The following is a 23086-nucleotide window of genomic DNA, read 5'->3' on the forward strand; positions in this document are numbered from 1 at the left end:
GCCCGCCGCATGCGGCGGGCGTTGGCGTCAGATCATTTCGACGCGGTCTTGGTGTCCATGTTCACGACCTGGACGCGGCGGTTGATCGGGTCGGCGCCGTTGGCGGTGTCCTTCAGCTTGGTCTTGCCGTAGCCGACGGTGACGAGATCGGTGCCAGTGAGGCCGTAGTTCTGAACCAGGTACTTCTTGATGGTGTCGGCGCGACGCTCGGAGAGTCCCTGATTGTACTCTTCGGTGCCGATCGCATCGGTGTGGCCGGCGACCACGAAGGTCGAGCCCTTCAGCGCCGGGTCGGACAGTGCCTTGCCGAGCGCCTGCACCGACGACACCGACGTCTTGGCGATGTCGGCGGAGTTGTAGTCGAACTGGATCTCCAGATCGATCTTCGGCTTGGTCGCAGCCAACTCGGCGATCTGCTCGCGCTCGCCGGTCGAGAGCGACCGGGTCGAGCGGTTGCGCACGGTGTTCAGGAACGTCGCTTCCTTGGCCTGCACCGCCGGATCGGCCTGCGGACCGGCGGAGAGGCCACGCGTCGCCGGCCTCGGCTTCAGCGCATCCAGGATCTTGTCGGAAGAGACGTTGGTGTCGCCGGCGAAAGCCAGACTGGCCGTCATCGACAGCGCGGCCGTGAGAGTAATCGCCTTCAGTCCAAAAAACTTATCGAAACGGGTCATTGTGGTATCCTCGCTGTTACGCCTGATGACGATTTGATGCTGCGAGCCTAGGGCAGGTTCAAAGGCCCCGATGTGATCCCGGTCACGGTGGCTACGGGAGCTTGCGGCCTCGTCCCGGTGCGTTTTGCGGCGTTTCAGCGTGCCACACCGGGCTGCTTGGCCTCCGCAGGGAAGGCCAGCCTCGGCAGGCGAACAGTTGTCGTCGCGTCTTTTTTGAGGCCGGTTCGATCCGTCACGATCTCAACGTGATCTAGATCACATTTCTCTTCCGTGGAGGAGATCACACTGGCCGCATCGGTGGTTCTTGATCTGGGGAGAAAGACCATGCGTTTCCTGATAGCGGCAGTGTCCTTCGCAGCCTTCGTCTTCAGCGGTCACGCGGCGCTCGCCGACAAGCGCGTTGCCTTCGTGGTCGGCAACGCCGCCTACAAGAATGTCCCGCAGCTTCCGAACCCCGCGATCGACGCCAGGTCGATGGCGCGGGTGCTGCGCAATGTCGGCTTCGACGTGGTCGAGGGCAGCAACCTCACCCGTGACGCCATGACGGCGAAGCTGCTCGAGTTCGGAAAGAAGAGCGAAGGCGCCGATGTGGCGCTGTTCTTTTATGCCGGCCACGGCATCGCGGTGAACGGCACCAATTACCTTCTGCCCGTCGACGCCGACCTCAAATCCGAGATGGACGTCAAGCTCGGTGCTGCCATCAACGTGGATCTGACGCTGGAGCAGACCATGGCGGATGCCAGGGTGAAGCTGGTATTCCTCGATGCCTGCCGCGACAATCCCTTCGCCGCAAAAATCCGTTCGGCCAGGGCGACACGGTCGGTCAACGTCGCAAGTGGCCTTGCCGAGATGAAGTCCGGTGAAGGCACGCTGATCGCCTTCGCCACCGGCCCCGGCCAGACCGCACTCGACGGCGAGGCCGGCACCAACAGCCCGTTTACCCGCGCGCTGCTCGCCAACATCGCCAAGCCCGGCATCGAGATCCAGCAGGCGATGACTAAGATCCGCGCCCAGGTCAACGACGAGACCAAAAAGGCGCAGCTGCCCTGGGGCCACACGAATCTCACCGGCACCGTCTATCTCAACCCGGCCGCCGCAGCTGCGTCGGACGCCGCGGCGCCGGCGACCGTCGCCCAGGCCGGCGAGGTCGAGCTCGAGTTCTGGCGCTCGATCAAGGACACCAACAAGGTCGAGGAACTCAATGCCTATCTCACCAACTATCCGAACGGCACCTTCAAATCGCTGGCCCTCGCCCGTATAGCAGCGCTGCAGGACGGCCCTTCGACGACGACGCGCAACCTCACCGCCGGCGTCGATCCCGCCACTTTCACGGATGCGGCCGACCAGATCTCCGAAGACCAGATCGGCCTGGACAAGAACCAGCGCCGCGACGTGCAGCGCCGCCTCACCGGCCTCGGCTTCGACGTCAAGGCGACGGGCAAGTTCGACGAGGAGACCCGCACGGTACTCAAGCGCTGGCAGGCGGCGCGCGGCTATCCCGCAACCGGCTATCTCAACAAGCTCCAGCACAAGGCGATGCAGTCCGAGATCGTCTCTGCCCGCGTGGCCGGTTCCGACGAGTCCGAGGACGCACCCGCGCGTCGCCGTTCCTCCGGCGGCAGCCGACGTGCTCACGGTGGTGGTGGTGGCGGCGGCGGGCCGGGCGGCCTCTTCGGCCACATGATGGGCGGACTGTTCCGGCGGTAACCGGCTTATGGCGATGCGTGCAGGCGGCCCGATCGCGGGCCGCTTCTGCTTTGGAAACCCTTGCACACCGATCGTCGCAAAGCCGTCGCCGCATGGCCTGCCTGCGAACAAGTTTTCGGCCAGATAGGCGCCTAGCAGAACGCCTGGTCATCAATCGCGAATGAAGGGGAGCCGAGTTTCGTCCAGTGCCGAGGCCGAGTGACACCCAGTTCTACCGCAGCGGCCCACCGGATCGGACAGTGTTCCTGAGCTCGATGCCTATCTACATCGGTGCGGCGATGATCGCGCTGGCGATCCTGCTGTCGACGCTGATCACGGGGGTGACCTCCCGCTATGTCGGCCTCGACGGGCCGACCGACGAGAACATGTGGCTGGTCGACCGTCTCACCGGCAGCGTCTATCGCTGCCAGGCGGAGGTGCGCGGCAAGGCCTCGTGCGAGCCGGATATCGCCACGGGCAGCGTTGACGATCGGTCCAGGGGTCCTAAGGGCGGGCGCTGATCCCTCCGCCACCGCACCGCAGCGAAGGAAATTTTATTCTCCACGAAACGTTCTCTCTGGGGAAACGTACTAACGAATACCGGCATGACGCCGGTTTGGTTTTTTACGGAGGAGACTTTTCGATGAAGATTGTGCTCACCGCCGCTGCCCTTGGTGCACTCGCTCTTTCCCTGTCGCCCGCATCCGCGGCGATGATGGCGTGCACCGGCGATAACATGATGAAATCAACGGCCATGATGATGGGCACTGCCGACACGCCGGCCAAGGTGGCAGCCAACAAGGAAATGGCCATGGCCAACACCGACATGAGCAATGGCAAGATGAAGAGCGGCTGCATGCATTACATGAAGGCGCAGAAGGCCATGATGATGAAGTAGGGCTCGGCCGCAGTCGCAAGGCCGCGCTGGCAGCAGATGGCAGCGCGGCTTTTTCTTGAGGAGGCTTCTTTCTCCGGTCGCGAATCCCGCTACATTGCATGCTGCAATGTCACGCGCGCCAAAACCTCTTCCCCTCACTACGACACAGGCCCGGCAGATCTGGCTGCATGCCCAGCGGCTGGACGAGCGTAGCCCGTTCGGCGAGGGCGCGCAGGCCGTCGCGGGCGCGGTCGCCCATCTCGGCTACGTGCAGATCGACACCATCAACGTGATCGAGCGCTGCCACCACCACATCCTGTTCAGCCGCATCCCGTCCTACCGCCGCTCCGATCTTCGCCAGGCCCAGAGTGTCGACAGAAGCGTGTTCGAATACTGGACCCATGCGCTGTCCTACGTCCCGTCGGACGATTTCCGTTTCTTCCTGCCGGCGATGCGCGAGCATCGCCGCGAGGGCCACAGATGGTACGCCTCGGTGAAGCCGGCCGACACGCGCAAGGTGATGCGGCTGCTGCGCGCCGGGCCACTGACGATCCGCGACATCGAGGACGACGTGCTCACTGAGAAGGAGCACCTCTGGCAGAGCCGCAAACCGTCGAAGCGGGCGTTGCAGCTCGCCTTCTACACCGGGGTCGCGACCGTCAGCGAGCGCCAGGGCATGCTCAAGACCTATGAGCTGATGACGCGGCATTTCGGCTGGGACAGGCTGCCGAAGCCGGCTTCGAGCAAGGACATCACGACCTATCTGCTCGACCGCGCGCTGCGCTCGCAGGGCGTGGTGAGCCTGGATTCAATCTGTCATCTCGATGCACCGAGCAAGAAAGCGGTCGCGGGGCTGATCACATCGCGCGTCCGCCGCGGTGAGCTCGTGCCTGTCGCGATCGACGGTGCCGGCAAGCAGGAGCATTGGGCCATGCCCGCTGCGCTGGGAGCGAGCGGCGAGGTGTCGTGCGATCTCGTCCACATCCTGTCGCCGTTCGATCCCCTGATCATCCAGCGCAAGCGCACCAGCCTCATCTTCGGCTACAACCATCTGTTCGAGGCCTATGTGCCGAAGGCCAAGCGCAAGCTCGGCTATTTCGCGCTGCCCGTGCTGGTCGGCGACGAGATCGTCGCCGCGCTCGATCTGAAGACGGACCGGCAGGCCAGGAAGCTCTTGATGCAGAAATGGACCTGGGTCGGGGAGGGGAAGAAAACCGCGCGGCGCAAGGAGCTAAAGCGCGTGATCGAGGAAGAACTCGACCGCTTTGAACGGTTTCAGCTCGCGGAATGAACGTCATCGTCTCTCTGCCTGCGGCCGGGCTTCGAACGGGCCCGCGCCTCGAGCGGCAACATGCGCATATCGGTCCAGCACATCGTCGGCCGAATAGCCCGAGAGCTGCGCAAATTCCTCCCGCAGGCCCAGCCTTGCCGAGACTTTCAATCGCTCCGCCGTGGCGGTGACCATCAGGGGATCGAAGCCCAATTCTCGCAAGCCGGCGGCGACGCCGTCCATTTCCACTGCGCGGCGTTCGGCATGGAGCACGTCGGAGCGGACGCACATGTCCAGGAATTTGCTGAACGTGGTGGCGTCCATCGATGCGCAAAGCCCGCGCATGGTTTCATCGCGCACGCCCGCGAGCGTTGCGGCGGTCAGCGCCTCCACCAGCAGCGCCTCCATGCCTTTTGTCACCACGCTCCGCAGCATCTTCACGGCTGCGGCCGTTCCGGCTTCGGGGCCCGCGACATCGATCCGCATGCCGAGCGGCTTGAAGACCTCCGCGAAGCGCTCGGCGCCGCTGCCGGACGTGTAGAGCGTGACAGCAGCGCCGTAGAGGTCGACGGAGCCCATCAGGTTTGCATCCGCAAACAGGCCGCCGCGCGCCTCGACGGCTGCGGCGACACGCTGTTTCGTTCGTGGCGTCGCGGCGTTGATGTCCACGACGAGGCAGCCGGGGCGGATGATCCTGGCAATCGCCTCACCTGTCTCGGCCGCGACGGCAACGACCACGGCGGAAAAGATCACATCCGCGTCCGCGAGGTCCTCGAGCCGATCGACGAGCGTGGCGCCACAATCGGCCGCCACTGCGCGAAAGGCCTGAGAGTAGGGCGGCGCGTTGGTCTTGCCCTGACAGAATGCAACGACCTGTATTCCGGTCTGGGCCACCAGATGCTTTGCGAAGCATCGCGCGGCCTCGCCAAATCCAACGAAGGCGATCTTGGGCTGCGGCATGGAGGTCTCCTCGCGCGGCATTCCACCGTTGACGGCCATTGTGCCGGATTCTACACCGAAGTCAATGAACCGGTTCATAATGGCTTTGATTCCTAGAAGTCATCGTTGCGCATTCTGTCTAATTTTTTTGGCAGTATGCGTTGCAATGCCTTGCCTCGAACTGGTGAACCGGTTCATATACTGGCATGTCGCCACCCGCTCGCCGATCGCAAACCGTGAAGGTCAAGGACGTTGCCCGGGCGGCCGGCGTGGCGGTCGGCACGGTCTCCCGCGTGCTCAATGATCATCCCAAGGTGACCAGGGAGCTGCGCGAGCGGGTCGAACGGGCGATGGCCGATCTCGGTTACGAGGTCGATGTCACGGCCCAGAGCATGCGGGCGGGACGGTCGCGGCTGGTGGCCTGTGCCATTCGCGATTTCGACATCCCGCGCTTTGCACTGTTCATCAAGGAGGCCGAGGCGGTCCTGCGCGAGGCCGGGTACACCTTGCTTCTGGCCAGCACGACCAATCGCCCCGAAATCGAGATCGCCCTGTTGGGCGCCTTCCGCAGGCGCCGGGTCGACGGCGTGATGATGACGCTGAGCGACGAGCAGCACCAGGGCGTGCGCGCGGCGCTGTCGGAGGCGCCGATGCCGGTCCTGCTGATCGATCGCGATCGCGTCGAGGCGCTCGATCGCGTCACCGCCGATCATCGCGAGGGCGCGCGGCTCGCGACCAGCCATCTGATCGGCCTCGGGCACCGCCGGATCGCGATGCTCGTCGGTGATACCAAGGCGTTTCCGTCGCGAAGCCGTCTGGAGGGATTTCGTGCCGCGCATGCAGCAGCAGGTATCGTGCCCGATCCGCGACTGCTGCGCGACCATGTGCTGTCGAGCGAAGACGTCTATCGGGCGACCGCGTCGCTCATGGGGCTTGCGGAGCCGCCAACGGCGCTGTTCGTCGCGGCGATGGACATGCTCGGCGGCTGCCTGCGCGCGCTGCGGACCATGGGTCTTGCCGTCGGCGACGGGATCTCGGTGGTCGCTGGCAGCGATTCGGATCTTGCCGAGCTGCACACGCCGCCCATCACGGCGATTGCGTGGGATCTCGCCGCCATGGGCCGCCACGCCGCGACCATGCTGCTGGAGCGGATGCGCGGCGACGAGATCGAACGGGGCCGTGCTCTCGCCGTGCCGACGGAGCTGGTCATTCGCGGCTCGAGCCGGCCCGTCGCGGGTTGAGCGCGGTCTGCCGGGGCGAGGTCCGGTCTTTCGCGACGCGGCTGTCAAGCCAGATGCCGACGACGATGCCGATGAAATAGGCCACCAGATTCCACAGCGAGAAGATGCGTCCGAGCAGCAGTGCGCCGGCGGTCGTGAGCCGAAACGCATCGAGCCATGGCGTGTGAATGAGCCGGGAGAACTCCACGAAGACCGCGATCGCCACCGCGACGGCTGCGATCTGTGGCCGTGACAGCTGCGGCAACGACACCCCGACCAGCAGGAATACCATCGTCGCCCACAGCAGCGATCCGCCATACTTCACCACGAAAGCAGGCAGGCCGAGCGGAAAGCCGTACCAGCGCAGGGACAGACCGCAGGCAATCACGACCAGGGCGAGCGCGGCGCGGACCAGCGATGCGCGCAACCGCGCAACAGGTTTATCCGGCTGCGCCCCGTGCATTGCTTGATCCATTGACTCTTTGTCCGTGATGCTGAAAACCCCGGATCAGCTCACAAAAGCAATAACCCGGGGGAAAGCCATGAGCCAGACCACGACCTATGCCGGCGCCGCCAAGAGCGACATCGAGACATCCACGATCCGCGCCATCTCCTGGCGCCTGATTCCGTTCCTGGTGCTGGCCTACTTCTTCTCCTATCTCGACCGGGTCAATCTCGGCTTCGCCGCGCTCACCATGAACGCCGAGCTGAAGTTCACGCCGCTGATCTTCTCCTGGGGCGCCGGCATCTTCTTCATCGGCTATTTCATCTTCGAGGTGCCGAGCAATCTGGCGCTGGAGAAGTTCGGCGCCAGCCGCTGGATCGCCCGCATCATGGTGACCTGGGGCATCATCTCGGCGCTGATGGCGCTGACCAGCGGCGTCACCAGCTTCTACGTCCTGCGCTTCCTGCTCGGCGTTGCCGAAGCCGGCTTCTTCCCCGGCATCATCCTTTATCTGACCTATTGGTATCCGGCCGAGTATCGCGCCCGCTTCCTCGCAGCCTTCGCCATCGCCGTCCCGGTCTCGACCGTGATCGGCGCGCCGGTCTCGGGCCTGCTGCTCGGGCTCGACGGCGCCATGGGCCTGAAGGGCTGGCAGTGGCTGTTCATCATCGAGGGCATCCCGTCCGTGCTGCTCGGCATCGTCACCTGGTTCTACCTCACCGACAGGCCGGAGAAGGCGGATTGGCTCTCGACCGAGCAGAAGGCCTGGCTCAAGGCCAAGCTCGATTCGGAAATCGCGGCCAAGCAGGCGGTGAAGCACCTGTCGCTCGGGCAAGCCCTGTCCTCGCCGAAGGTGATCGCGCTCAGCCTGATCTATTTCGGTTTCGTCGGCGCACTCTACGGCATGCAGTTCTGGCTGCCGCAGATCGTGAAAGCGTTCGGCCTCACCAACGCGCAGACCGGCTTCGTCACCGCGATCCCGTATCTGTTCGGCACCATCGCCATGATCCTGTGGGCGCGGCATTCGGATGCCACGCGCGAGCGCGTGATGCATGTCGGCGCGCCGCTGCTGCTCACCGCCGTCGCGCTCGGCGTCTCCTCCTATCTCACCGACCCCACCCTGACGATGGCAGTGCTGACGGTGGCCGCGATCGGTGTGTTCTGCTGCTTCGGCGTGTTCTGGACCTTGCCGACCGCGTGGCTCTCCGGCACGGCCGCGGCCGGCGCCATCGCGCTGATCAACTCGATCGGCAACCTCGCCGGCTTCGGTGGCCCGTATCTGATCGGCTGGGTCAAGGAAGCGACGGGGCAGACCTCGACCGGCCTTCTGGTGCTCGCGGTGCTGCCGCTGATCGCCGGCATTCTGGTGTTCGTCGGCGGCCACGACAGCAAGCACGAGTTCGTCGAACAGGGACGGTAGAGCCGAGCAGACGGTCTCGTTTGGTGGCAAAGCGTAGCGTGCCCACCAAACCGCTATTGTGATTCTCAAATGAGAGAGGCGGGCACTGCACTACGCGCCTTTGCCCATCCTTCGGTATTTCGCCTGAGGTGCCTGATCCGGGCTGTGAGCTTCAGACCACCCTGCGACAGCACCTTTGCACGAGCAGTCGTCCCATCCTTACCACCCCTTAACGATCACAGATTTCTGATGACTGACGATTATTGACTTTCATCAGTGATTAGTCGACATTCCTCTCATTGCAGCGGCAGGAGTGTCCTTCGATGTTCGTCCGGTCAGTTTTATCGAGCTATTCCAAGCTCTTGGCAGGTGTATCCCTGGCCCTGATGGCAGCTGCCCTGGCCGGGTGCAATGATACCGTCGCTGAAAAAGCTGAACCGCCGCGACCGGTTCTGGTCGCGACCGCGCATTATGATGCCGAGACCCCCGAGCGCAGCTTCGTCGGCACCATCAGGCCGCGGATCGAGAGCGATCTCGGTTTTCGCGTCGCCGGCAAGGTTGCGAAACGTCTTGTGGAGGTCGGTCAGACCGTCGAGATCGGCCAGCCGCTCGCCACCCTCGATGAGATCGACCTGAAGCTCCAGGCCGAGCAGGCCCTGGCCGAACAGACGGCCGCCACCGGCGTGCTGGCGCAGGCCGCCGCCGCCGAGCAGCGCGCCAAGGATCTGAAGGCCAAGGGCTGGACCACCGACGCGCAGATGGATTCGAGCCGTGCAAGCGCCGACGAGGCCCGCGCGCGCCTGAACCGCGCCGAGCGGGCGCTCGAACTGAGCAAGAATTCCCTTTCCTACGCGACGCTCAACGCCGACGCCCGTGGCGTCGTCACCGCAACGCTGATCGAGCCCGGCCAGGTGGTTGCCGCAGGCCAGACCTCGATCCGTGTCGCCCGCTTTGCCGAGAAGGAAGCGGTCGTCGCGATCCCTGAGACGCTGGTCGGACGTGCCAAGTCGGGCGCCGCCAGCGTCACTCTTTGGTCGGAGCCGGGCAAGAAGTATACGGCCAAGCTGCGCGAGATCGCGCCCACCGCGGATTCCGCCACGCGCACCTATCTCGCAAAATTCTCGCTGCCCGAGGCCGACGACAAGGTTTCGCTCGGCATGACCGCGACGCTGACGCTGTCGGACGCTGCCACCGAGCGGGTCGCGCGGCTGCCGCTGTCGGCGTTGTTCAACGAAGGCGGCAAGCCCTCCTTCTACGTCGTCGACGACAATGGCGGGGTGGCGCTGAAGCCGGTCGTGGTGAAGTCCTACGAGAGCAACGACGTCATCATCACCAGCGGTGTCGAAGAGGGCGCCAAGATTGTCGCCCTCGGCGTGCAGAAGCTCGATCCCGGCCAGCGGGTGCGGGTCGTCTCGTCGCTGTCGTTCTAACAAGTTCTTACGAGTTACGTCGTGTGAGGTGAGTTTCGGCCCGAGCGCAAATGCAAGGGCTGAAGCGGCGAAGCGATCCAGAACCTGCCCAGCCCCCTGGATTGCTTCGCTGCCTCGCGACGACGGTTTGAACAGAGTGGCTGTCGTTTTTGCAACTGGATCGTCTTTCGGAGAGAGCGATGAAGCGCTTCAACCTTTCGGCCTGGGCCGTCAGCCATCCGACGCTGGTCCTGTTCCTGATGCTCATACTCGGCGTCGCCGGCTTCTTCTCCTATGAGAAGCTCGGTCGCGCCGAAGACCCGTTCTTCACCGTGAAGGTGGTCAACGTCTCCGTGCTCTGGCCCGGTGCGACCGCCCAGGAGATGCAGGCGCAGGTCGCCGATCCCATCGAGAAGAAGATCCAGGAGCTGCCCTATTTCGAGAAGGTGCAGACCTATTCCAAGCCCGGCTTCACCGCGCTCCAGGTCACCTTCCGCGACTCCACGCCGCCGAAGGACGTGCCCTATCTCTTCTATCTGCTGCGCAAGAAGCTCGCCGACGTCCAGGGCCAGCTGCCTTCGGGGATCCTCGGACCGGTCGTCAACGACGAGTTCTCCGACGTCGATTCCATCCTCTACATGATGACCGGCGACGGCGCCGACTATGCCCAGCTCAAGAAGGTGTCCGAAGGTTTCCGCCAGCGCCTGCTGAAGGTGCCCGGCGTGACCAAGGTCGACGTCTACGGCAATCAGGACGAGCGCATCTTCGTCGAATTCAGCCACGCCAAGCTCGCCACCCTCGGCATCACCCCGCAGGCGCTGTTCGATTCGCTCGCCAAGCAGAACAACGTGACCCCGGCCGGCACGGTCGAGACCTCGTCGCAGCGCGTGCCGCTGCGCGTCACCGGTGCGCTCGACGGCGCCAAGGCGGTTGCCGAGAGCCCGGTCGAGAGCAATGGCCGCGTGTTCCGCCTCGGCGACATCGCCACCGTCACCCACGGCTATGTCGACCCGCCGAGCTTCATCGTGCGCCAGGAAGGCAAGGCCGCGATCGGCATCGGCGTCGTCACCGCCAAGGGCGCCAACATCCTCGACCTCGGCAAGGAGGTCGAGAAGGCGACGGCCGAGTTCATGAAGGCGGTGCCGCAGGGCGTCGACGTCAAGCTGATCGCCGACCAGCCCAAGGTCGTCGAGCATGCCGTCGGCGAGTTCGTGCACTCCTTCATGGAAGCGCTCGTCATCGTGCTGTTCGTCTCGTTCCTGGCGCTCGGCTGGCGCACCGGCATCGTGGTCGCGCTGTCGGTGCCGCTGGTGCTCGGCATCGTCTTCATCGTCATGAACACGATGTCGCTCGACCTGCACCGCATCACGCTCGGCGCGCTGATCATCGCGCTCGGCCTGCTCGTCGACGACGCCATCATCGCGGTCGAGATGATGGTGGTGAAGATGGAGCAGGGCTGGGACCGCATGCGGGCTGCGTCCTTTGCCTGGGAATCAACTGCGTTTCCGATGCTCACGGGAACGCTGGTCACGGCCGCTGGCTTCCTCCCCATCGGCTTTGCCAATTCCGCGGTCGGCGAATATGCCGGCAGCATCTTCTGGATCGTGGCGATCGCGCTGGTTGCCTCCTGGTTCGTGGCGGTGATCTTCACGCCCTATATCGGCGTCATGCTGCTGCCCAACATCAAGGTGCACCACAATCACGATCCGCACGCCGTCTATGAGACCCGCATGTACCGCGGCCTGCGCGCGATCGTGCAATGGTGCGTCAATCACCGCATCACCGTTGTGGCCGCCACCGTCGGCGTGTTTGCCGCCTCGATCGTCGGCTTTGGCCATGTCCAGCAGCAGTTCTTCCCGCTGTCGGAGCGGCCCGAGCTGTTCCTCCAGCTCCGCCTGCCCGAAGGCACCGCCTTCAACGTCACCGAGAAGGCGGTCAAGACGGCCGAGACGCTGCTCAAGGACGACAAGGACATCGAGACCTATACGTCCTATGTCGGCCAGGGCTCGCCGCGCTTCTGGCTCGGCCTCAATCCGCAGCTTCCGAACGAGGCCTTTGCCGAGATCGTCATCGTCGCCAAGGGCGTCGAGGCGCGCGAGCGCATCAAGGCCAAGATCGAGAACGCGGCTGCCGAGGGCATGCTGAGCGAAGCGCGCGTGCGCGTGGATCGCTTCAATTTCGGCCCGCCGGTCGGCTTCCCCGTCCAGTTCCGCGTGATCGGCCCCGACGCCAACAAGGTGCGCGAGATCGCCTACCAGGTCCGCGACGTCATGCGGCAGAACAAGAGCGTCAAGGACGTCCAGCTCGACTGGAACGAGCAGTCGCCTTACCTCAAGCTCGTCGTCGACCAGGACCGCGCCCGCGCCATGGGCCTGACCCCGCAGGACGTCTCGCAGGCATTGTCGATGCTGATCTCGGGCTCGCAGGTCACCACCGTGCGCGACGGCATCGAGAAGGTCGGCGTGGTCGCCCGTGCCGTTCCGTCCGAGCGCCTCGACCTCGGCGGCGTCGGCGATCTCACCATCACCTCGCGCAATGGCGTGGCCGTGCCGCTCCAGCAGATCGCCAAGATCGAGTATGCGCATGAGGAGCCGATCATGTGGCGGCGCAACCGCGACATGGCGATCACCGTGCGCTCCGACGTTGTCGACGGCGTGCAGGCGCCCGACGTCACCGGTCAGATCACGCCGAAGCTGAAGGCGATCAAGGACAACCTCGAGCCGGCCTATCGGATCGAGCCGGGCGGAGCGTTCGAAGAGTCTGCCAAGGGTAACGCCTCGATCTTCATCCTCTTCCCGCTGATGGTCATGGTGATGCTGACGCTGCTGATGTTCCAGCTGCAGAGCTTCTCGCGCCTGATCCTGGTGTTCCTGACCGCGCCGCTCGGCATCGTCGGCGCCTCGTTCGGCCTCAACGTCGCCAACGCCCCGTTCGGCTTCGTGGCGCTGCTCGGCCTGATCGCGCTCGCCGGCATGATCATGCGCAACACCGTCATCCTGGTCGACCAGATCGAGACCGACGTCTCGCATGGCCTGACCCGCCGCGAGGCGATCGTGGAAGCAACCGTCCGCCGCGCCCGTCCGGTGGTGCTGACGGCGCTGGCCGCGATCCTGGCCATGATCCCGCTGTCGCGCTCGGCCTTCTGGGGCCCGATGGCGATCACGATCATGGGAGGCCTGTTTGTGGCGACATTCCTGACGCTGCTGTACCTGCCGGGCCTCTATGCCCTGTGGTTCAGGAAGAGCCTGGACGAGGCTGGCACCCCCGAGCAGCCTGCCGCGCCGCAGCATGGGAGCGATGACCAGCACGCAATTCCGCTTGCTGAAGCGGCTGAATAAATGAGAAGACTGCTGACGAACGAGTCCTGACTGATGGCCCTTATTTCGGAACATATCGAAGGCGACACCCGGGATCGGATTCTCGAGGTGGCCGAGCGGCTGTTCCGCCAGATCGGCTACCAGAAGACCACGGTCGGCGACATCGCCAAGGAGCTCAGGATGAGCCCCGCCAACGTGTATCGCTTCTTCGAATCGAAGAAGGCGATCCACCAGGCGGTGGCGCGGGGCCTGATGGGCGAGGTCGAGCTCGAGGCGCAGCGGATCGTGGCGCGGCCCGGCCCGGTGCTGCCGCGCTTCCGGGAGCTGCTCACCACCATCCACCGCATGAACACCGAGCGCTACGTCGGCGATAACAAGCTGCACGAGATGGTCGCGATCGCGATGGAGGAGGACTGGGACGTCTGCGTCACGCATATGGAGCTGATCGCATCCCTGATGGGGCAGATGATCGCCCAGGGCGTGGCCACCGGAGAGTTCGAGGCACCGGACCTGCAACTGGCCTCGCTGTGCGCCTGCACCGCGATGATGCGCTTCTTCCACCCCCAGATGATCGCCCAGTGCGCCACCAAGCCGGGCCCGACCATCGACCAGATGATCGATTTCGTCATCGCCGGTCTGTCCCCGCGCCACTGACGGGCGGAGGAATTTCTCCTATAAGCGAGCCGACGTAGCCCGGATGGAGCGAAGCGCAATCCGGGATGGTTCAGCGTTGCGCTGGCGGATCCGGATTACGCTTCGCTCCATCCGGGCTACCAGGATCAGGGAAGACCTCGCGTGACCGACAAAGACCTTTACTTCTACGAGCCCTCCAAGGGCCACGGCCTCAAGCACGATCCCTTCAACGCCATCATCGCGCCGCGGCCGATCGGCTGGATCTCCTCCCGTGACGCCAAGGGCCACGTCAACCTCGCGCCCTACAGCTTCTTCAACGCGTTCTGCTACGTGCCGCCGATCATCGGATTCTCCTCCACCAACTGGAAGGACACGGTCTCGAACATGGAGCAGACCAGGGAGTTCGTCTGGAATCTCACCACGATGGATCTCGCCAAGCACATGAACGCGACCGCCGCGCATGTCGGCCCCGAGGTCGACGAGTTCGAGATCGCCGGCCTCACCGCCGTGCCCGGCAAGCTCGTCAATGTGCCGCGCGTCGCCGAGAGTCCCGTTGCCTTCGAGTGCAAGGTGTCCGACATCGTCCGCCTCAAGGGTGCCGACGGCAAGGAGGCCAATGCCTGGCTGACGTTAGGTGAGGTCGTCGCCGTCCACATCGACAAGGCCATGATCAAGGACGGCGTCTACCAGACCGCCGCCGCTCGCCCGATCGTCCGCGCCGGCCGCCAGGGCGACTATTTCGAGATCAAGCCGGAAAACATGTTCGAGATGAAACGGCCGGATTAGGCCCGGGCCTCTCGCTCCACGCCGTCATTCCGGGGCGAGGCGCAGCTCGCGCCAAGAGGCGCGCCCCGGAATGACGTGGGGAGACATTCAGCCTCATTCCCCTCCCGGAACTGCCCCCGCGCCCCGACCGTTATGGTCCCCGGGGCGGCCGCCCGGCCGCGTCAATTTTGCCGCCGAAGAGTTCCCTTCCGCCGGCCGGTTTCCGCTAAAATGCCCGATATCCGCGCCGATCCATGAGGTCCGCCATGAGCTTCCGCCGCGACAAAATCACAAGGCCGATCTTTTCCTGGGCGCGCGGCGTGTTGCCGGCGATGTCCGACACCGAGCGCGAGGCGCTGGAGGCAGGCGACGTCTGGTGGGACGCCGATCTCTTCACCGGCAATCCTGACTGGACCAAGCTGCTGAAGGTCCCGCAGGCGAGGTTGACCGCCGAGGAGCAGGCCTTCCTCGACGGCCCCGTCGACGAGCTCTGCGCCATGCTCGACGAGTGGAAGATCTTTTGGGAATGGCGCGACCTGCCGCAGGACGTCTGGTCTTTCGTCAAGCGCGAGAAATTCTTCGGCATGATCATCCCGAAGGAATTTGGCGGCCTCGGCTTCTCGCCCTACGCGCATTCGGAAGTGGTGCGCAAGATCTCGACCCGCTCGATCGCGGCCGCCGTCACCGTGATGGTGCCGAACTCGCTCGGCCCCGGCGAGCTGCTCATGCGCTTCGGCACCAAGGAGCAGCAGGAGCGCTGGCTGCCGCGCCTGGCCGACGGCCGCGACATTCCCTGCTTCGGCCTCACCAGCCCGGAAGCCGGCTCCGATGCGGCCTCGATGGTGGACACGGGAATCATCTGCAAGGGCAATTTCGAGGGTCGCGAGGTCATCGGCCTCAGGCTCAACTGGCACAAGCGCTACATCACGCTCGGCCCCGTCGCGACGCTGCTCGGCCTCGCCTTCAAGGCCTACGATCCCGATCATCTCGTGGGCAGCCAGGACGAGCTCGGCATCAGCGTGGCGCTGATCCCGACCAACCTGCCCGGCGTCAAGATCGGCCATCGTCATCTGCCTTCGATGCAGGTGTTCCAGAACGGCCCGAACTGGGGTCGCGACGTCTTCATTCCGCTCGACTATGTCATCGGCGGCCAGGAGCGGCTGGGGCAGGGCTGGAAGATGCTGATGACGGCGCTCGCCGCGGGCCGCGGCATCTCGCTGCCCTCGCTGTCGGCGGCCGGTGCCGCCTATGCAGCGCGCACCACCGGCGCCTATGCCCGCATCCGCGAGCAGTTCGGCATCTCCATCTCGAAATTCGAGGGCGTCGAGGAGCCGCTCGCGCGCATCGTCGCCACCGCCTATCAGCTCGACGCGGCGCGGCGGCTGACCTGCGCGGCGCTGAATGCCGGCATCCATCCCGCCGTCATCTCCGGCATCATGAAGCTGCACGCGACCGAGCGGATGCGCACCGCGGTCGACGACGCCATGGATATCCACGGCGGCAAGGCCGTGATCGACGGCCCGCAAAACTATCTCGGCAATCTGCACCGCGCCGTCCCCGTCGGCATCACGGTGGAGGGCGCCAACATCCTGACCCGCAATCTCATCGTGTTCGGGCAGGGCGCGATTCGCGCGCATCCCTATCTGCTCGACGAGATGAACGCGCTTGCCGATACCGATCGCGAGCGCGGCTTGACTGCCTTCGACAAGACGTTCTGGAAGCACGTCAGCCACAGCTTCAATACGTTGCTCCGCGCCTTCGGCCGGAGCTGGACCTTTGGCTTCTTCGCGCTTGCGCCCGACGCGGGCGATGCGACGCCGTTCTATCGCCAGCTCTCGCGCTACTCCGCGGCGTTTGCGCTCTGCGCCGACATGGCGCTGCTCACGCTCGGCGGCGCGCTCAAGCGCAAGGAGATGCTGTCGGCACGCTTCGGCGACATTCTCTCCGAGCTCTATCTGCTGTCGGCCGCGCTGAAGCGATGGCAGGACGAGGGCCGGCAGAAGGAGGATTTTGCCGCGCTGGAATGGTGCATGGCGACGGGCTTCAAAACCATCGAGGTCAGGCTTGCCGAAATTCTCGCCAATCTGCCCAACCGCTTCGTCGCCGTCATCCTGAAGCTCGTGGTGCAGCCGTTCGGCGCGCGCGTGCTCGGCCCGTCCGACCGAATCGTGCACCGATGCGCGAGCCTCGTGCTGGAGCCATCTGCGGCACGCGAACGGCTCACGCCGGACCTCGCCCATGTCGATGACGACGGCGGCTTTGCCCGGCTGGAGCGTGCATTCAAGCTGGTCACGAGCACCGATGCGATCGCCAAGCGCATGCGCGCGGCGCACATCCGCGACTGGAAGGACGCTGTCGCCAAGGGCGTGATCACGCAGGCCGAGGGCGAGCAGCTCGCCGCCGCTCACGAGGCCGTCACCAAAGTGATCGAGGTCGACGATTTCGCGCCGGAGGCGCTGTCGCCGATTTACAAGAAAACCGGAGATGTGCATCAGTTCTTCCAGGAACTCGGTGAACAGAGGGCGGCGAGCTGATGGCACGACCGGTTTTCATCGTCGACGGCAGCCGGACGCCGTTCTTGAAGGCGCGCTCGGGGCCGGGGCCGTTCACGCCGGTCGATCTCGCCGTGCAATGCGGCCGGCCGCTGCTGGCGCGCCAGCCGTTTGCGCCTGATGACTTCGACCAGGTCATCCTCGGCTGCGTCAACGTCATCGCTGACGAGATGAACCCGGCGCGCGTCGCAGCCCTTCGGCTCGGCATGGGCGAGGACATGGTCGCCTTCACCGTGCAGATCAATTGCGGCTCCGGGATGCAGTCGATCGACACCGCCTACCGCTACATCCGCGAAGGCCATGCCGACATGATCCTCGCCGGCGGCACCGAGGCGCTGAGCCACGCGCCGCTGGTCTGGCCGAATTCCGGGGTACGATGGTTCGCCGGCCTTGCCACCGCAAAGGGCGTGGCCGCCAAGCTTGCCGCCGCGTTCAAGCTGCGCCCGCGCGATCTCAAGCCGATCATCGGCCTGGAGCGGGGATTGACCGATCCCATCACCGACCTGAACATGGGCCAGACCGCCGAAGTCGTCGGTCATCTCTTCGGCATCACCCGCGCGCAGTCGGACGCCTACGCCGCCGAGAGCCATCGCCGCCTCGCGCACGCGCAGGCCGAAGGCTTTCTCAAGGGCGAGGTCGAGACCGCCTTCTCCCGCGACGGCAAATTCTTCGGCCATGACGACGGCGTGCGCCCGGACTCCTCAGCCGAGACGCTGGCAAAGCTGCGGCCGGTGTTCGAGCGTCCCTGGGGCCAGGTCACCGCCGGCAATTCCTCGCAGATCACCGACGGCGCCTCCTGGGTGATCCTCGCTTCCGACGCGGCTGTGGCAAAGCACAAGCTGTCGCCGAAGGCCGCGATCGTCGACAGCAATTGGGCCGCGCTCGATCCCAGCATCATGGGCCTCGGTCCCGTGATGTCGGCAACCCCGCTGCTTCAGCGCAACGGCCTCACGGTTCAGGACGTCGAGACCTGGGAACTGAACGAGGCGTTCGCGACCCAGGTGCTCGGCTGTCTCGCCGCCTGGAACGATGACAAATTCTGCCGCGAGATTCTTGGCCTCGACGGCGCGGCCGGCGAGATCGACCGCGACAAGCTCAATGTCGACGGCGGCGCCATCTCGCTCGGCCATCCCGTCGGCACCTCCGGCAACCGCATCGTGCTGCATCTCGTCAACGCGATGAAGCGGCTCGGCACAAGGCGCGGAATTGCCACCGAGTGCATCGGCGGCGGGCTCGGCGGCGCCATGCTGATCGAGGCGGTGTGATCATGGAGTCGAAGATCATGACCGCGCTCGGCGACCGCGTGCTGGAGCTCGGGCCCAAGCCTGCGGCCGACAGCCCCTACAGGCACTTCAAGCTGACGCGCGATGCCGACGGTGTCGCCTGGCTGCTGTTCGACCGCGCCGAGACAAGCGCGAACACGCTGTCGTCCGACGTGATGGAGGAGTTCGACGCCGTGCTCGCGGCGATCGAGACCGAGCGTCCCGCAGGCCTCGTGATCCGCTCGGCAAAGCCGTCCGGCTTCATCGCGGGCGCCGATGTCAACGAATTCCGCGGCGCGTCCGATCCCGAAATGGTCGAGACGCGCATCCGCGCCGCGCACGCGGTGGTGGACCATCTGGAGGCGCTGAAGCTGCCGACGGTTGCCGTCATCCACGGCTTCTGCCTCGGCGGCGGTCTCGAGGTGGCGCTCGCCTGCCAGTCGCGTATTGCCATCGACGGCGCCCGCTTCGGCTTTCCTGAGGTGATGCTGGGCCTGCATCCCGGTCTCGGCGGCACTGCGCGTTTCACCGCGCTGGTCAATCCCACGCAGTCGATGGCGCTAATGCTGACCGGCCGCACCATCGATGCGCGCCGCGCCAGATCGCTCGGCCTCGTCGATACCGTGACGCAGGAACGCCATGTCCGTGGCGCCGTGAAGGACGTGCTGTTCGGCCGGCTGAAGCGGGCCAAGCCTGGCCTGCTCACGCGTGCGGCCAATCTCGGACCGGTGCGCGGGCTCCTGGCCAAGCGGATGCGGGCGGAGGCGGCGAAGGCCGCATCCCGCGAGCACTATCCGGCACCTTACGCGCTGATCGACCTTTGGGAGACGCATGGCGGCGGCAAGGCCGCGATGCTGAAGGCCGAGCAGGCCTCGTTCGCAAAACTGATGGTGACGCCGACCGCGCAGAATTTGATCCGCGTGTTCTTCCTGCGCGAGCAGATGAAGAAGACGGCCGGCAGCGGCAACACCATCCAGCACGTTCATGTCATCGGCGCCGGCGCCATGGGCGGTGACATCGCCGCTTGGGTAGCCGGGCAGGGGCTGCGCGTCTCGCTCGCCGACATGAAGGCCGAGCCGATCGCGGGCGCGGTGAAGCGCGCGGCCGAGCTTTACGGCAAGATCATCCGAAAACCCACCGAGGTGCGTGACGCGCTTGATCGCCTCATGCCTGACATGGATGGCGAGGGTGTCCGCAATGCCGATCTCATCATCGAGGCGGTCCCGGAAAAGCTGGAGCTGAAGCAGAAGGTCTATGCCGGCCTCGAGCCGAAGATGAAGCCGGGTGCGATTCTCGCGACCAACACGTCGAGCATTCCGCTTCAGGACCTGCGCACCACGCTGGCGCGACCGGAGCGGCTCGTGGGCCTGCATTTCTTCAATCCGGTGTCGCGCCTGCAACTGGTCGAAATCGTCAGCCACGACGGCAACGATGCGCAAGTGCTGAAGGACGCGCTCGCTTTCGTCGGTGCGATCGACCGCCTGCCGCTGCCCGTCAAGAGCTCGCCCGGCTTCCTCGTCAACCGCGCGCTGACGCCCTACATGCTGGAAGCGATGGTGATGCTGGACGAGAAGACCGACCAGCGCCTGATCGACGCCGCGGCCGAGCAGTTCGGCATGCCGATGGGGCCGATCGAGCTGGCCGACCAGGTCGGCCTCGACATCTGCCTCGACGTCGGAGACATGCTGCGCACAAAATTCGGCGACCTGTTGCCGCCGACGCCGGCCTGGCTGCGCGAGAAGGTCGCCAGGGGCGAGCTCGGCCGCAAGACCGGCAAGGGCTTTTACACCTGGAAAGACGGCAAGGCGGAGAAGGCGCCATTGCCCGAGACCGGCCCGCGCGTCACCGACCAGATGATCGACCGCCTGGTGCTGCCGATGTCCAACGTCTGTGTCGCGGCGCTTCGGGAAGGCATCGTCGATGATCCCGATGCGGTCGATGGCGCCATGATCTTCGGCACGGGGTATGCACCGTTCCGCGGCGGCCCGCTCAACTATGCGCGCACGCGCGGCGTGGAGAATGTCGTAGCCACCATGCGCGCGCTGGCCGAGCGATTCGGCGATCGCTTCGCGCCCGATCCGGGCTGGGACAATTTGAGATAGCGGCGGTGCCGGCATAAGATGCTATCAAGGGTAGTGCAGCCCGATGGAGTATCGCCGATGCCGACGATCCCGTTCTTCAAGCACGCCACCCTGCGCGAGATCATCATCACGCGGCTGTGCTGCGGGGCCGACGCCGTCGTGATCCTGTGTTGCGGGGGCTATCTCCTCCGGTGTTACGACGCGGTGGGATTGCGCTGGCCGTGGCTGATCGTGGCGCTCCTGGTCGGTTATTTCCTTGCCGACCTTTTCTCGGGGCTGGTGCATTGGGTGGTCGACACCTGGGTGGACGAAGGGATGCTTGGCCGCGGTATCGCGATGACGCGTGAGCACCACACCCACCCGAGCCACGTCCTGCTCTACGGATTCCTCGACCAGGCGTCCCTCGGTGCGGCGCCGAGCGCCGTGGTGGTCGGGAGTGCGGCCGCCGTCACGGCGTCGTTCCCGGTTTCCGCGCTGACTTATACGCTCATGATCGTCTGGTTCGTGATCGCGACCTGCATGCTGTTCGGCATGAGCTTTCACAATCTCGCGCACTGGCCGGTCCGCCCGCCGCTCCTGCGCTTGGCGCAACGGCTTCATCTGGTCTGCTCACCCGAGCATCATTGGCGTCATCATGGCGACCATACCGTCCGTTATTGCGTCATCAATGGATGGGCCAATTATCCATGCGATCGGCTCGGGCTTTGGAGCAAGTTGGAGTGGCTCGTGACGGCTACGACCGGGCGCGCGCCGCGGGCCGACGATGCGGAATGGCACCGCAAACTCAACGACACCGGCCTCCTCGCAGGGGAGCCACGGCCGGTCAGATAGCGCGAACTGGTCTCCCGCCGATGTTGCGCAAGTTGGCGCGGCTTTGTATCCAGAGCCGAGAGTCCGGGAGATCAATCAAATGTCCGACACGCCCGTCCACGCCGCCACCACGTCCGACGTCGGGCCGAGCGGGGATCTCTGCATCCGCACGCTGGCGATGCCGGCCGACACCAACGCCAATGGCGATATCTTCGGCGGCTGGCTGCTCAGCCAGATGGACGTCGGCGGCGGCGTGTTCGCGTCCAAGGTCGCGAAGTCGCGCACCGTGACGGTCGCGATCGAGGCGATGAACTTTCGCAAGGCCGTCTATGTCGGCGATCTCGTCTCGGTCTATGCCAACGTCGTCCGCGTCGGGCGCACCTCGATCACCGTGCATCTGGAGGCCTGGGCGCTGCGCCGCAGGGAGGAACATCCGTTCCTCGTCACCGACGGCAACTTCACCTATGTCTCCATCGACGACCACGGCCGCCCGCAACCGATCAGCCGCACCGACACGCCGATTGCGACGTAAGCGCGCGCGACCTTGCGCCTCGTCGCGCCAAGGCGTGCGACGTCAAGCCAAACGCGGCGCGCGTGGGTCAACGCGTCGCGTCTTCGCCAAGAACAAGTCATAAAACGGATGAGGTCCCCGCGTACTCAATTGCGTGTCGATTCGGGGTGGGAAACGGCCGATTTGCCTCAGGAACCTTTGGGCAAAGTCGTCGTTATTTGCCCGCACTTGAGGAATCCACGGGCCATGCCGGACAGCTACATCATCGAAGTGAATTCAGAGACCGCGGGTATCGTCGTTCGCGGCCAAGGCGGTTACTGCTTCTTCGCCTCGTCCCATCAATTCAATCGTCTCGAAGGCCAGCTCTTCCGCAATGCCCGCGAAGCCGAGCGCGCCGCGCGCAAGCTGGTTAACGGCGATGTGAAGGAAGCGGCGTAGTTGCCGTGCACTCGGTCATCCCTTCTCCCTTGCGGGAGAAGGTGGCGCGAAGCGCCGGATGAGCGGTTGTTTCGACGGATTCAACTGTGAGAAATCCACTCACAGAGAGATTTTTCACCGTCTCGCCGCTTTTGCGGCAAGCCACCCTCTCCCCCAAGGGAAGAGGGTGAGAAGCAGCATCACAATTTCGTTGCCGCCCGCGACAGGAGCTTCCAGTCGTCGCCCTGCTTCTGCCAGTTCATCAGGATGTGAAGGTTGGTCGGCACTTTCTTCCCATCGGCCGCCATTTCCTGTTCGGCGACCCAGTGGAAGCGCACGATCGCGGCCGGGCCGACGACCTTGATGGTCGGGTCCTGGTATTCGATCGACAGGAATTTTGACTTGCCGTCGGTGGCGTTGGTGACGAAGGTCGCCTTGTCCTCGACCCGGCCGTTGGAATGGCTGTAGCTCACTTCGTCGGCGCAGAGCGCGCCGAGCGCCTTGGGGTCGGCCGCGATCTGGGCGAGGCGGAAGGCCTCGACCTTCTTCGCCACGGCCTCTTCGTCCGCTGAGGCGGCCAGCGCCGGGCTGGTGAGAGCGAGCGCGGAGACGGCAAGGGCCGGGAGAGCAAGAGTCGAGAGAGCCAGATCGCGTCGGTTGATCGTCATCGTTTCCTCCTTTTTGATCTTGGAGCGAGTGTTGCAGCCGCGCGCGGCTTTGTCGAGTGTCACGTGGCGGTCATGCACGTGCGTCATTGCGCGATTGAAGGCATATTGATACGTGTCGCGCATCGATGCGTCGTGCATTTGGGAAAGTACG

The 23086-nt window shown here is 65.0% G+C and carries 20 protein-coding genes; 16 read left to right on the forward strand and 4 right to left on the reverse strand.

The features are described from left to right. Positions 1-32 precede the first annotated feature (32 nt). Complete coding sequence (locus PMI42_RS20820) at positions 33-674, reverse strand: OmpA family protein (protein ID WP_008137695.1); 642 nt, start codon at positions 672-674, stop codon at positions 33-35. A 324-nt stretch (positions 675-998) separates the two neighbouring features. Here PMI42_RS20820 and PMI42_RS20825 point away from each other — a divergent pair, with 324 nt between their 5' ends. The 4 genes from PMI42_RS20825 (at position 999) to PMI42_RS20840 (ending at position 4528) form a co-directional block, all read left to right on the forward strand. Further along, entirely contained in the window at positions 999-2381 is a 1383-nt protein-coding gene (locus tag PMI42_RS20825) for a caspase family protein (protein WP_008137698.1), read from the forward strand. A 254-nt stretch (positions 2382-2635) separates the two neighbouring features. After that, positions 2636-2881, forward strand: a complete 246-nt coding sequence (locus PMI42_RS20830; protein WP_008137700.1) for a hypothetical protein — start codon at positions 2636-2638, stop codon at positions 2879-2881. A gap of 122 nt (positions 2882-3003) precedes the next feature. Beyond that, positions 3004-3258, forward strand: coding sequence for a hypothetical protein (locus PMI42_RS20835; RefSeq protein ID WP_008137702.1), 255 nt, complete (start codon positions 3004-3006; stop codon positions 3256-3258). Positions 3259-3364: 106 nt separating this feature from the next. Next, a complete protein-coding gene (locus PMI42_RS20840) occupies positions 3365-4528 on the forward strand; it encodes a winged helix-turn-helix domain-containing protein (protein ID WP_008137705.1) in 1164 nt (387 codons plus the stop codon). 3 nt (positions 4529-4531) lie between these two features. Here the strand turns inward: PMI42_RS20840 and PMI42_RS20845 are convergent, their stop codons facing one another. After that, complete coding sequence (locus PMI42_RS20845) at positions 4532-5467, reverse strand: NAD(P)-dependent oxidoreductase (RefSeq protein ID WP_008137707.1); 936 nt, start codon at positions 5465-5467, stop codon at positions 4532-4534. A gap of 215 nt (positions 5468-5682) precedes the next feature. On the opposite strand from PMI42_RS20845, the gene PMI42_RS20850 reads away from it, so the two are divergent. Beyond that, complete coding sequence (locus tag PMI42_RS20850; RefSeq protein WP_157195788.1) at positions 5683-6687, forward strand: LacI family DNA-binding transcriptional regulator; 1005 nt, start codon at positions 5683-5685, stop codon at positions 6685-6687. Here the strand turns inward: PMI42_RS20850 and PMI42_RS20855 are convergent. After that, positions 6653-7129 (reverse strand): ribosomal maturation YjgA family protein, encoded by a 477-nt coding sequence (locus PMI42_RS20855; protein WP_008137710.1) that lies wholly within the window; start codon positions 7127-7129, stop codon positions 6653-6655. The genes PMI42_RS20850 and PMI42_RS20855 overlap by 35 nt on opposite strands. A gap of 79 nt (positions 7130-7208) precedes the next feature. On the opposite strand from PMI42_RS20855, the gene PMI42_RS20860 reads away from it, so the two are divergent. From PMI42_RS20860 to PMI42_RS20910, 11 genes are all read left to right on the forward strand, one after another. Next, positions 7209-8531: an MFS transporter gene (locus tag PMI42_RS20860; RefSeq protein WP_008137712.1), complete on the forward strand. Its 1323-nt coding sequence runs from the start codon at positions 7209-7211 to the stop codon at positions 8529-8531. Positions 8532-8833: 302 nt separating this feature from the next. Further along, on the forward strand, positions 8834-9940 hold the full coding sequence (locus tag PMI42_RS20865; protein WP_008137714.1) for an efflux RND transporter periplasmic adaptor subunit: 1107 nt from the start codon (positions 8834-8836) through the stop codon (positions 9938-9940). 179 nt (positions 9941-10119) lie between these two features. After that, on the forward strand, positions 10120-13257 hold the full coding sequence (locus tag PMI42_RS20870; RefSeq protein WP_008137716.1) for an efflux RND transporter permease subunit: 3138 nt from the start codon (positions 10120-10122) through the stop codon (positions 13255-13257). Positions 13258-13290: 33 nt separating this feature from the next. Continuing rightward, entirely contained in the window at positions 13291-13890 is a 600-nt protein-coding gene (locus PMI42_RS20875) for a TetR/AcrR family transcriptional regulator (protein WP_008137719.1), read from the forward strand. A gap of 141 nt (positions 13891-14031) precedes the next feature. Next, positions 14032-14655 carry a flavin reductase family protein gene (locus PMI42_RS20880; RefSeq protein ID WP_008137720.1) on the forward strand — a complete coding sequence of 208 codons (624 nt, stop codon included), beginning with the start codon at positions 14032-14034 and terminating at the stop codon, positions 14653-14655. 245 nt (positions 14656-14900) lie between these two features. Next, entirely contained in the window at positions 14901-17168 is a 2268-nt protein-coding gene (locus PMI42_RS20885) for an acyl-CoA dehydrogenase (RefSeq protein WP_008137722.1), read from the forward strand. Continuing rightward, on the forward strand, positions 17168-18451 hold the full coding sequence (locus tag PMI42_RS20890) for an acetyl-CoA C-acetyltransferase (RefSeq protein WP_008137726.1): 1284 nt from the start codon (positions 17168-17170) through the stop codon (positions 18449-18451). The genes PMI42_RS20885 and PMI42_RS20890 overlap by 1 nt, the downstream gene beginning before the upstream one ends. Positions 18452-18453: 2 nt before the next feature. Next, positions 18454-20550 carry a 3-hydroxyacyl-CoA dehydrogenase NAD-binding domain-containing protein gene (locus tag PMI42_RS20895; RefSeq protein ID WP_008137728.1) on the forward strand — a complete coding sequence of 699 codons (2097 nt, stop codon included), beginning with the start codon at positions 18454-18456 and terminating at the stop codon, positions 20548-20550. Between the two features lie 57 nt (positions 20551-20607). After that, positions 20608-21360, forward strand: a complete 753-nt coding sequence (locus PMI42_RS20900; RefSeq protein WP_008137730.1) for a fatty acid desaturase CarF family protein — start codon at positions 20608-20610, stop codon at positions 21358-21360. A gap of 79 nt (positions 21361-21439) precedes the next feature. Next, on the forward strand, positions 21440-21871 hold the full coding sequence (locus tag PMI42_RS20905) for an acyl-CoA thioesterase (protein WP_008137731.1): 432 nt from the start codon (positions 21440-21442) through the stop codon (positions 21869-21871). A 225-nt stretch (positions 21872-22096) separates the two neighbouring features. Further along, the gene (locus PMI42_RS20910) at positions 22097-22288 is read left to right on the forward strand and encodes a hypothetical protein (RefSeq protein WP_008137732.1); all 192 of its coding nucleotides are present in this window, start codon (positions 22097-22099) and stop codon (positions 22286-22288) included. A gap of 179 nt (positions 22289-22467) precedes the next feature. On the opposite strand, the gene PMI42_RS20915 is transcribed toward PMI42_RS20910, so the two are convergent. Next, complete coding sequence (locus tag PMI42_RS20915) at positions 22468-22935, reverse strand: nuclear transport factor 2 family protein (RefSeq protein WP_035966233.1); 468 nt, start codon at positions 22933-22935, stop codon at positions 22468-22470. Positions 22936-23086 lie beyond the last annotated feature (151 nt).

The organism is Bradyrhizobium sp. YR681, from assembly GCF_000282615.1.
Taxonomy (GTDB): domain Bacteria; phylum Pseudomonadota; class Alphaproteobacteria; order Rhizobiales; family Xanthobacteraceae; genus Bradyrhizobium.

Excerpts from the sequence above, each read along its gene's own strand:
- PMI42_RS20820 (WP_008137695.1), bottom strand. The coding sequence starts at position 674 with ATGACCCGTTTCGATAAGTTTTTTGGACTGAAGGCGATTACTCTCACG.
- PMI42_RS20825 (WP_008137698.1), top strand. The coding sequence starts at position 999 with ATGCGTTTCCTGATAGCGGCAGTGTCCTTCGCAGCCTTCGTCTTCAGC.
- PMI42_RS20830 (WP_008137700.1), top strand. The coding sequence starts at position 2,636 with ATGCCTATCTACATCGGTGCGGCGATGATCGCGCTGGCGATCCTGCTG.
- PMI42_RS20835 (WP_008137702.1), top strand. The coding sequence starts at position 3,004 with ATGAAGATTGTGCTCACCGCCGCTGCCCTTGGTGCACTCGCTCTTTCC.
- PMI42_RS20840 (WP_008137705.1), top strand. The coding sequence starts at position 3,365 with ATGTCACGCGCGCCAAAACCTCTTCCCCTCACTACGACACAGGCCCGG.
- PMI42_RS20845 (WP_008137707.1), bottom strand. The coding sequence starts at position 5,467 with ATGCCGCAGCCCAAGATCGCCTTCGTTGGATTTGGCGAGGCCGCGCGA.
- PMI42_RS20855 (WP_008137710.1), bottom strand. The coding sequence starts at position 7,129 with ATGCACGGGGCGCAGCCGGATAAACCTGTTGCGCGGTTGCGCGCATCG.
- PMI42_RS20860 (WP_008137712.1), top strand. The coding sequence starts at position 7,209 with ATGAGCCAGACCACGACCTATGCCGGCGCCGCCAAGAGCGACATCGAG.
- PMI42_RS20865 (WP_008137714.1), top strand. The coding sequence starts at position 8,834 with ATGTTCGTCCGGTCAGTTTTATCGAGCTATTCCAAGCTCTTGGCAGGT.
- PMI42_RS20870 (WP_008137716.1), top strand. The coding sequence starts at position 10,120 with ATGAAGCGCTTCAACCTTTCGGCCTGGGCCGTCAGCCATCCGACGCTG.
- PMI42_RS20875 (WP_008137719.1), top strand. The coding sequence starts at position 13,291 with ATGGCCCTTATTTCGGAACATATCGAAGGCGACACCCGGGATCGGATT.
- PMI42_RS20885 (WP_008137722.1), top strand. The coding sequence starts at position 14,901 with ATGAGCTTCCGCCGCGACAAAATCACAAGGCCGATCTTTTCCTGGGCG.
- PMI42_RS20890 (WP_008137726.1), top strand. The coding sequence starts at position 17,168 with ATGGCACGACCGGTTTTCATCGTCGACGGCAGCCGGACGCCGTTCTTG.
- PMI42_RS20895 (WP_008137728.1), top strand. The coding sequence starts at position 18,454 with ATGGAGTCGAAGATCATGACCGCGCTCGGCGACCGCGTGCTGGAGCTC.
- PMI42_RS20900 (WP_008137730.1), top strand. The coding sequence starts at position 20,608 with ATGCCGACGATCCCGTTCTTCAAGCACGCCACCCTGCGCGAGATCATC.
- PMI42_RS20905 (WP_008137731.1), top strand. The coding sequence starts at position 21,440 with ATGTCCGACACGCCCGTCCACGCCGCCACCACGTCCGACGTCGGGCCG.
- PMI42_RS20910 (WP_008137732.1), top strand. The coding sequence starts at position 22,097 with ATGCCGGACAGCTACATCATCGAAGTGAATTCAGAGACCGCGGGTATC.
- PMI42_RS20915 (WP_035966233.1), bottom strand. The coding sequence starts at position 22,935 with ATGACGATCAACCGACGCGATCTGGCTCTCTCGACTCTTGCTCTCCCG.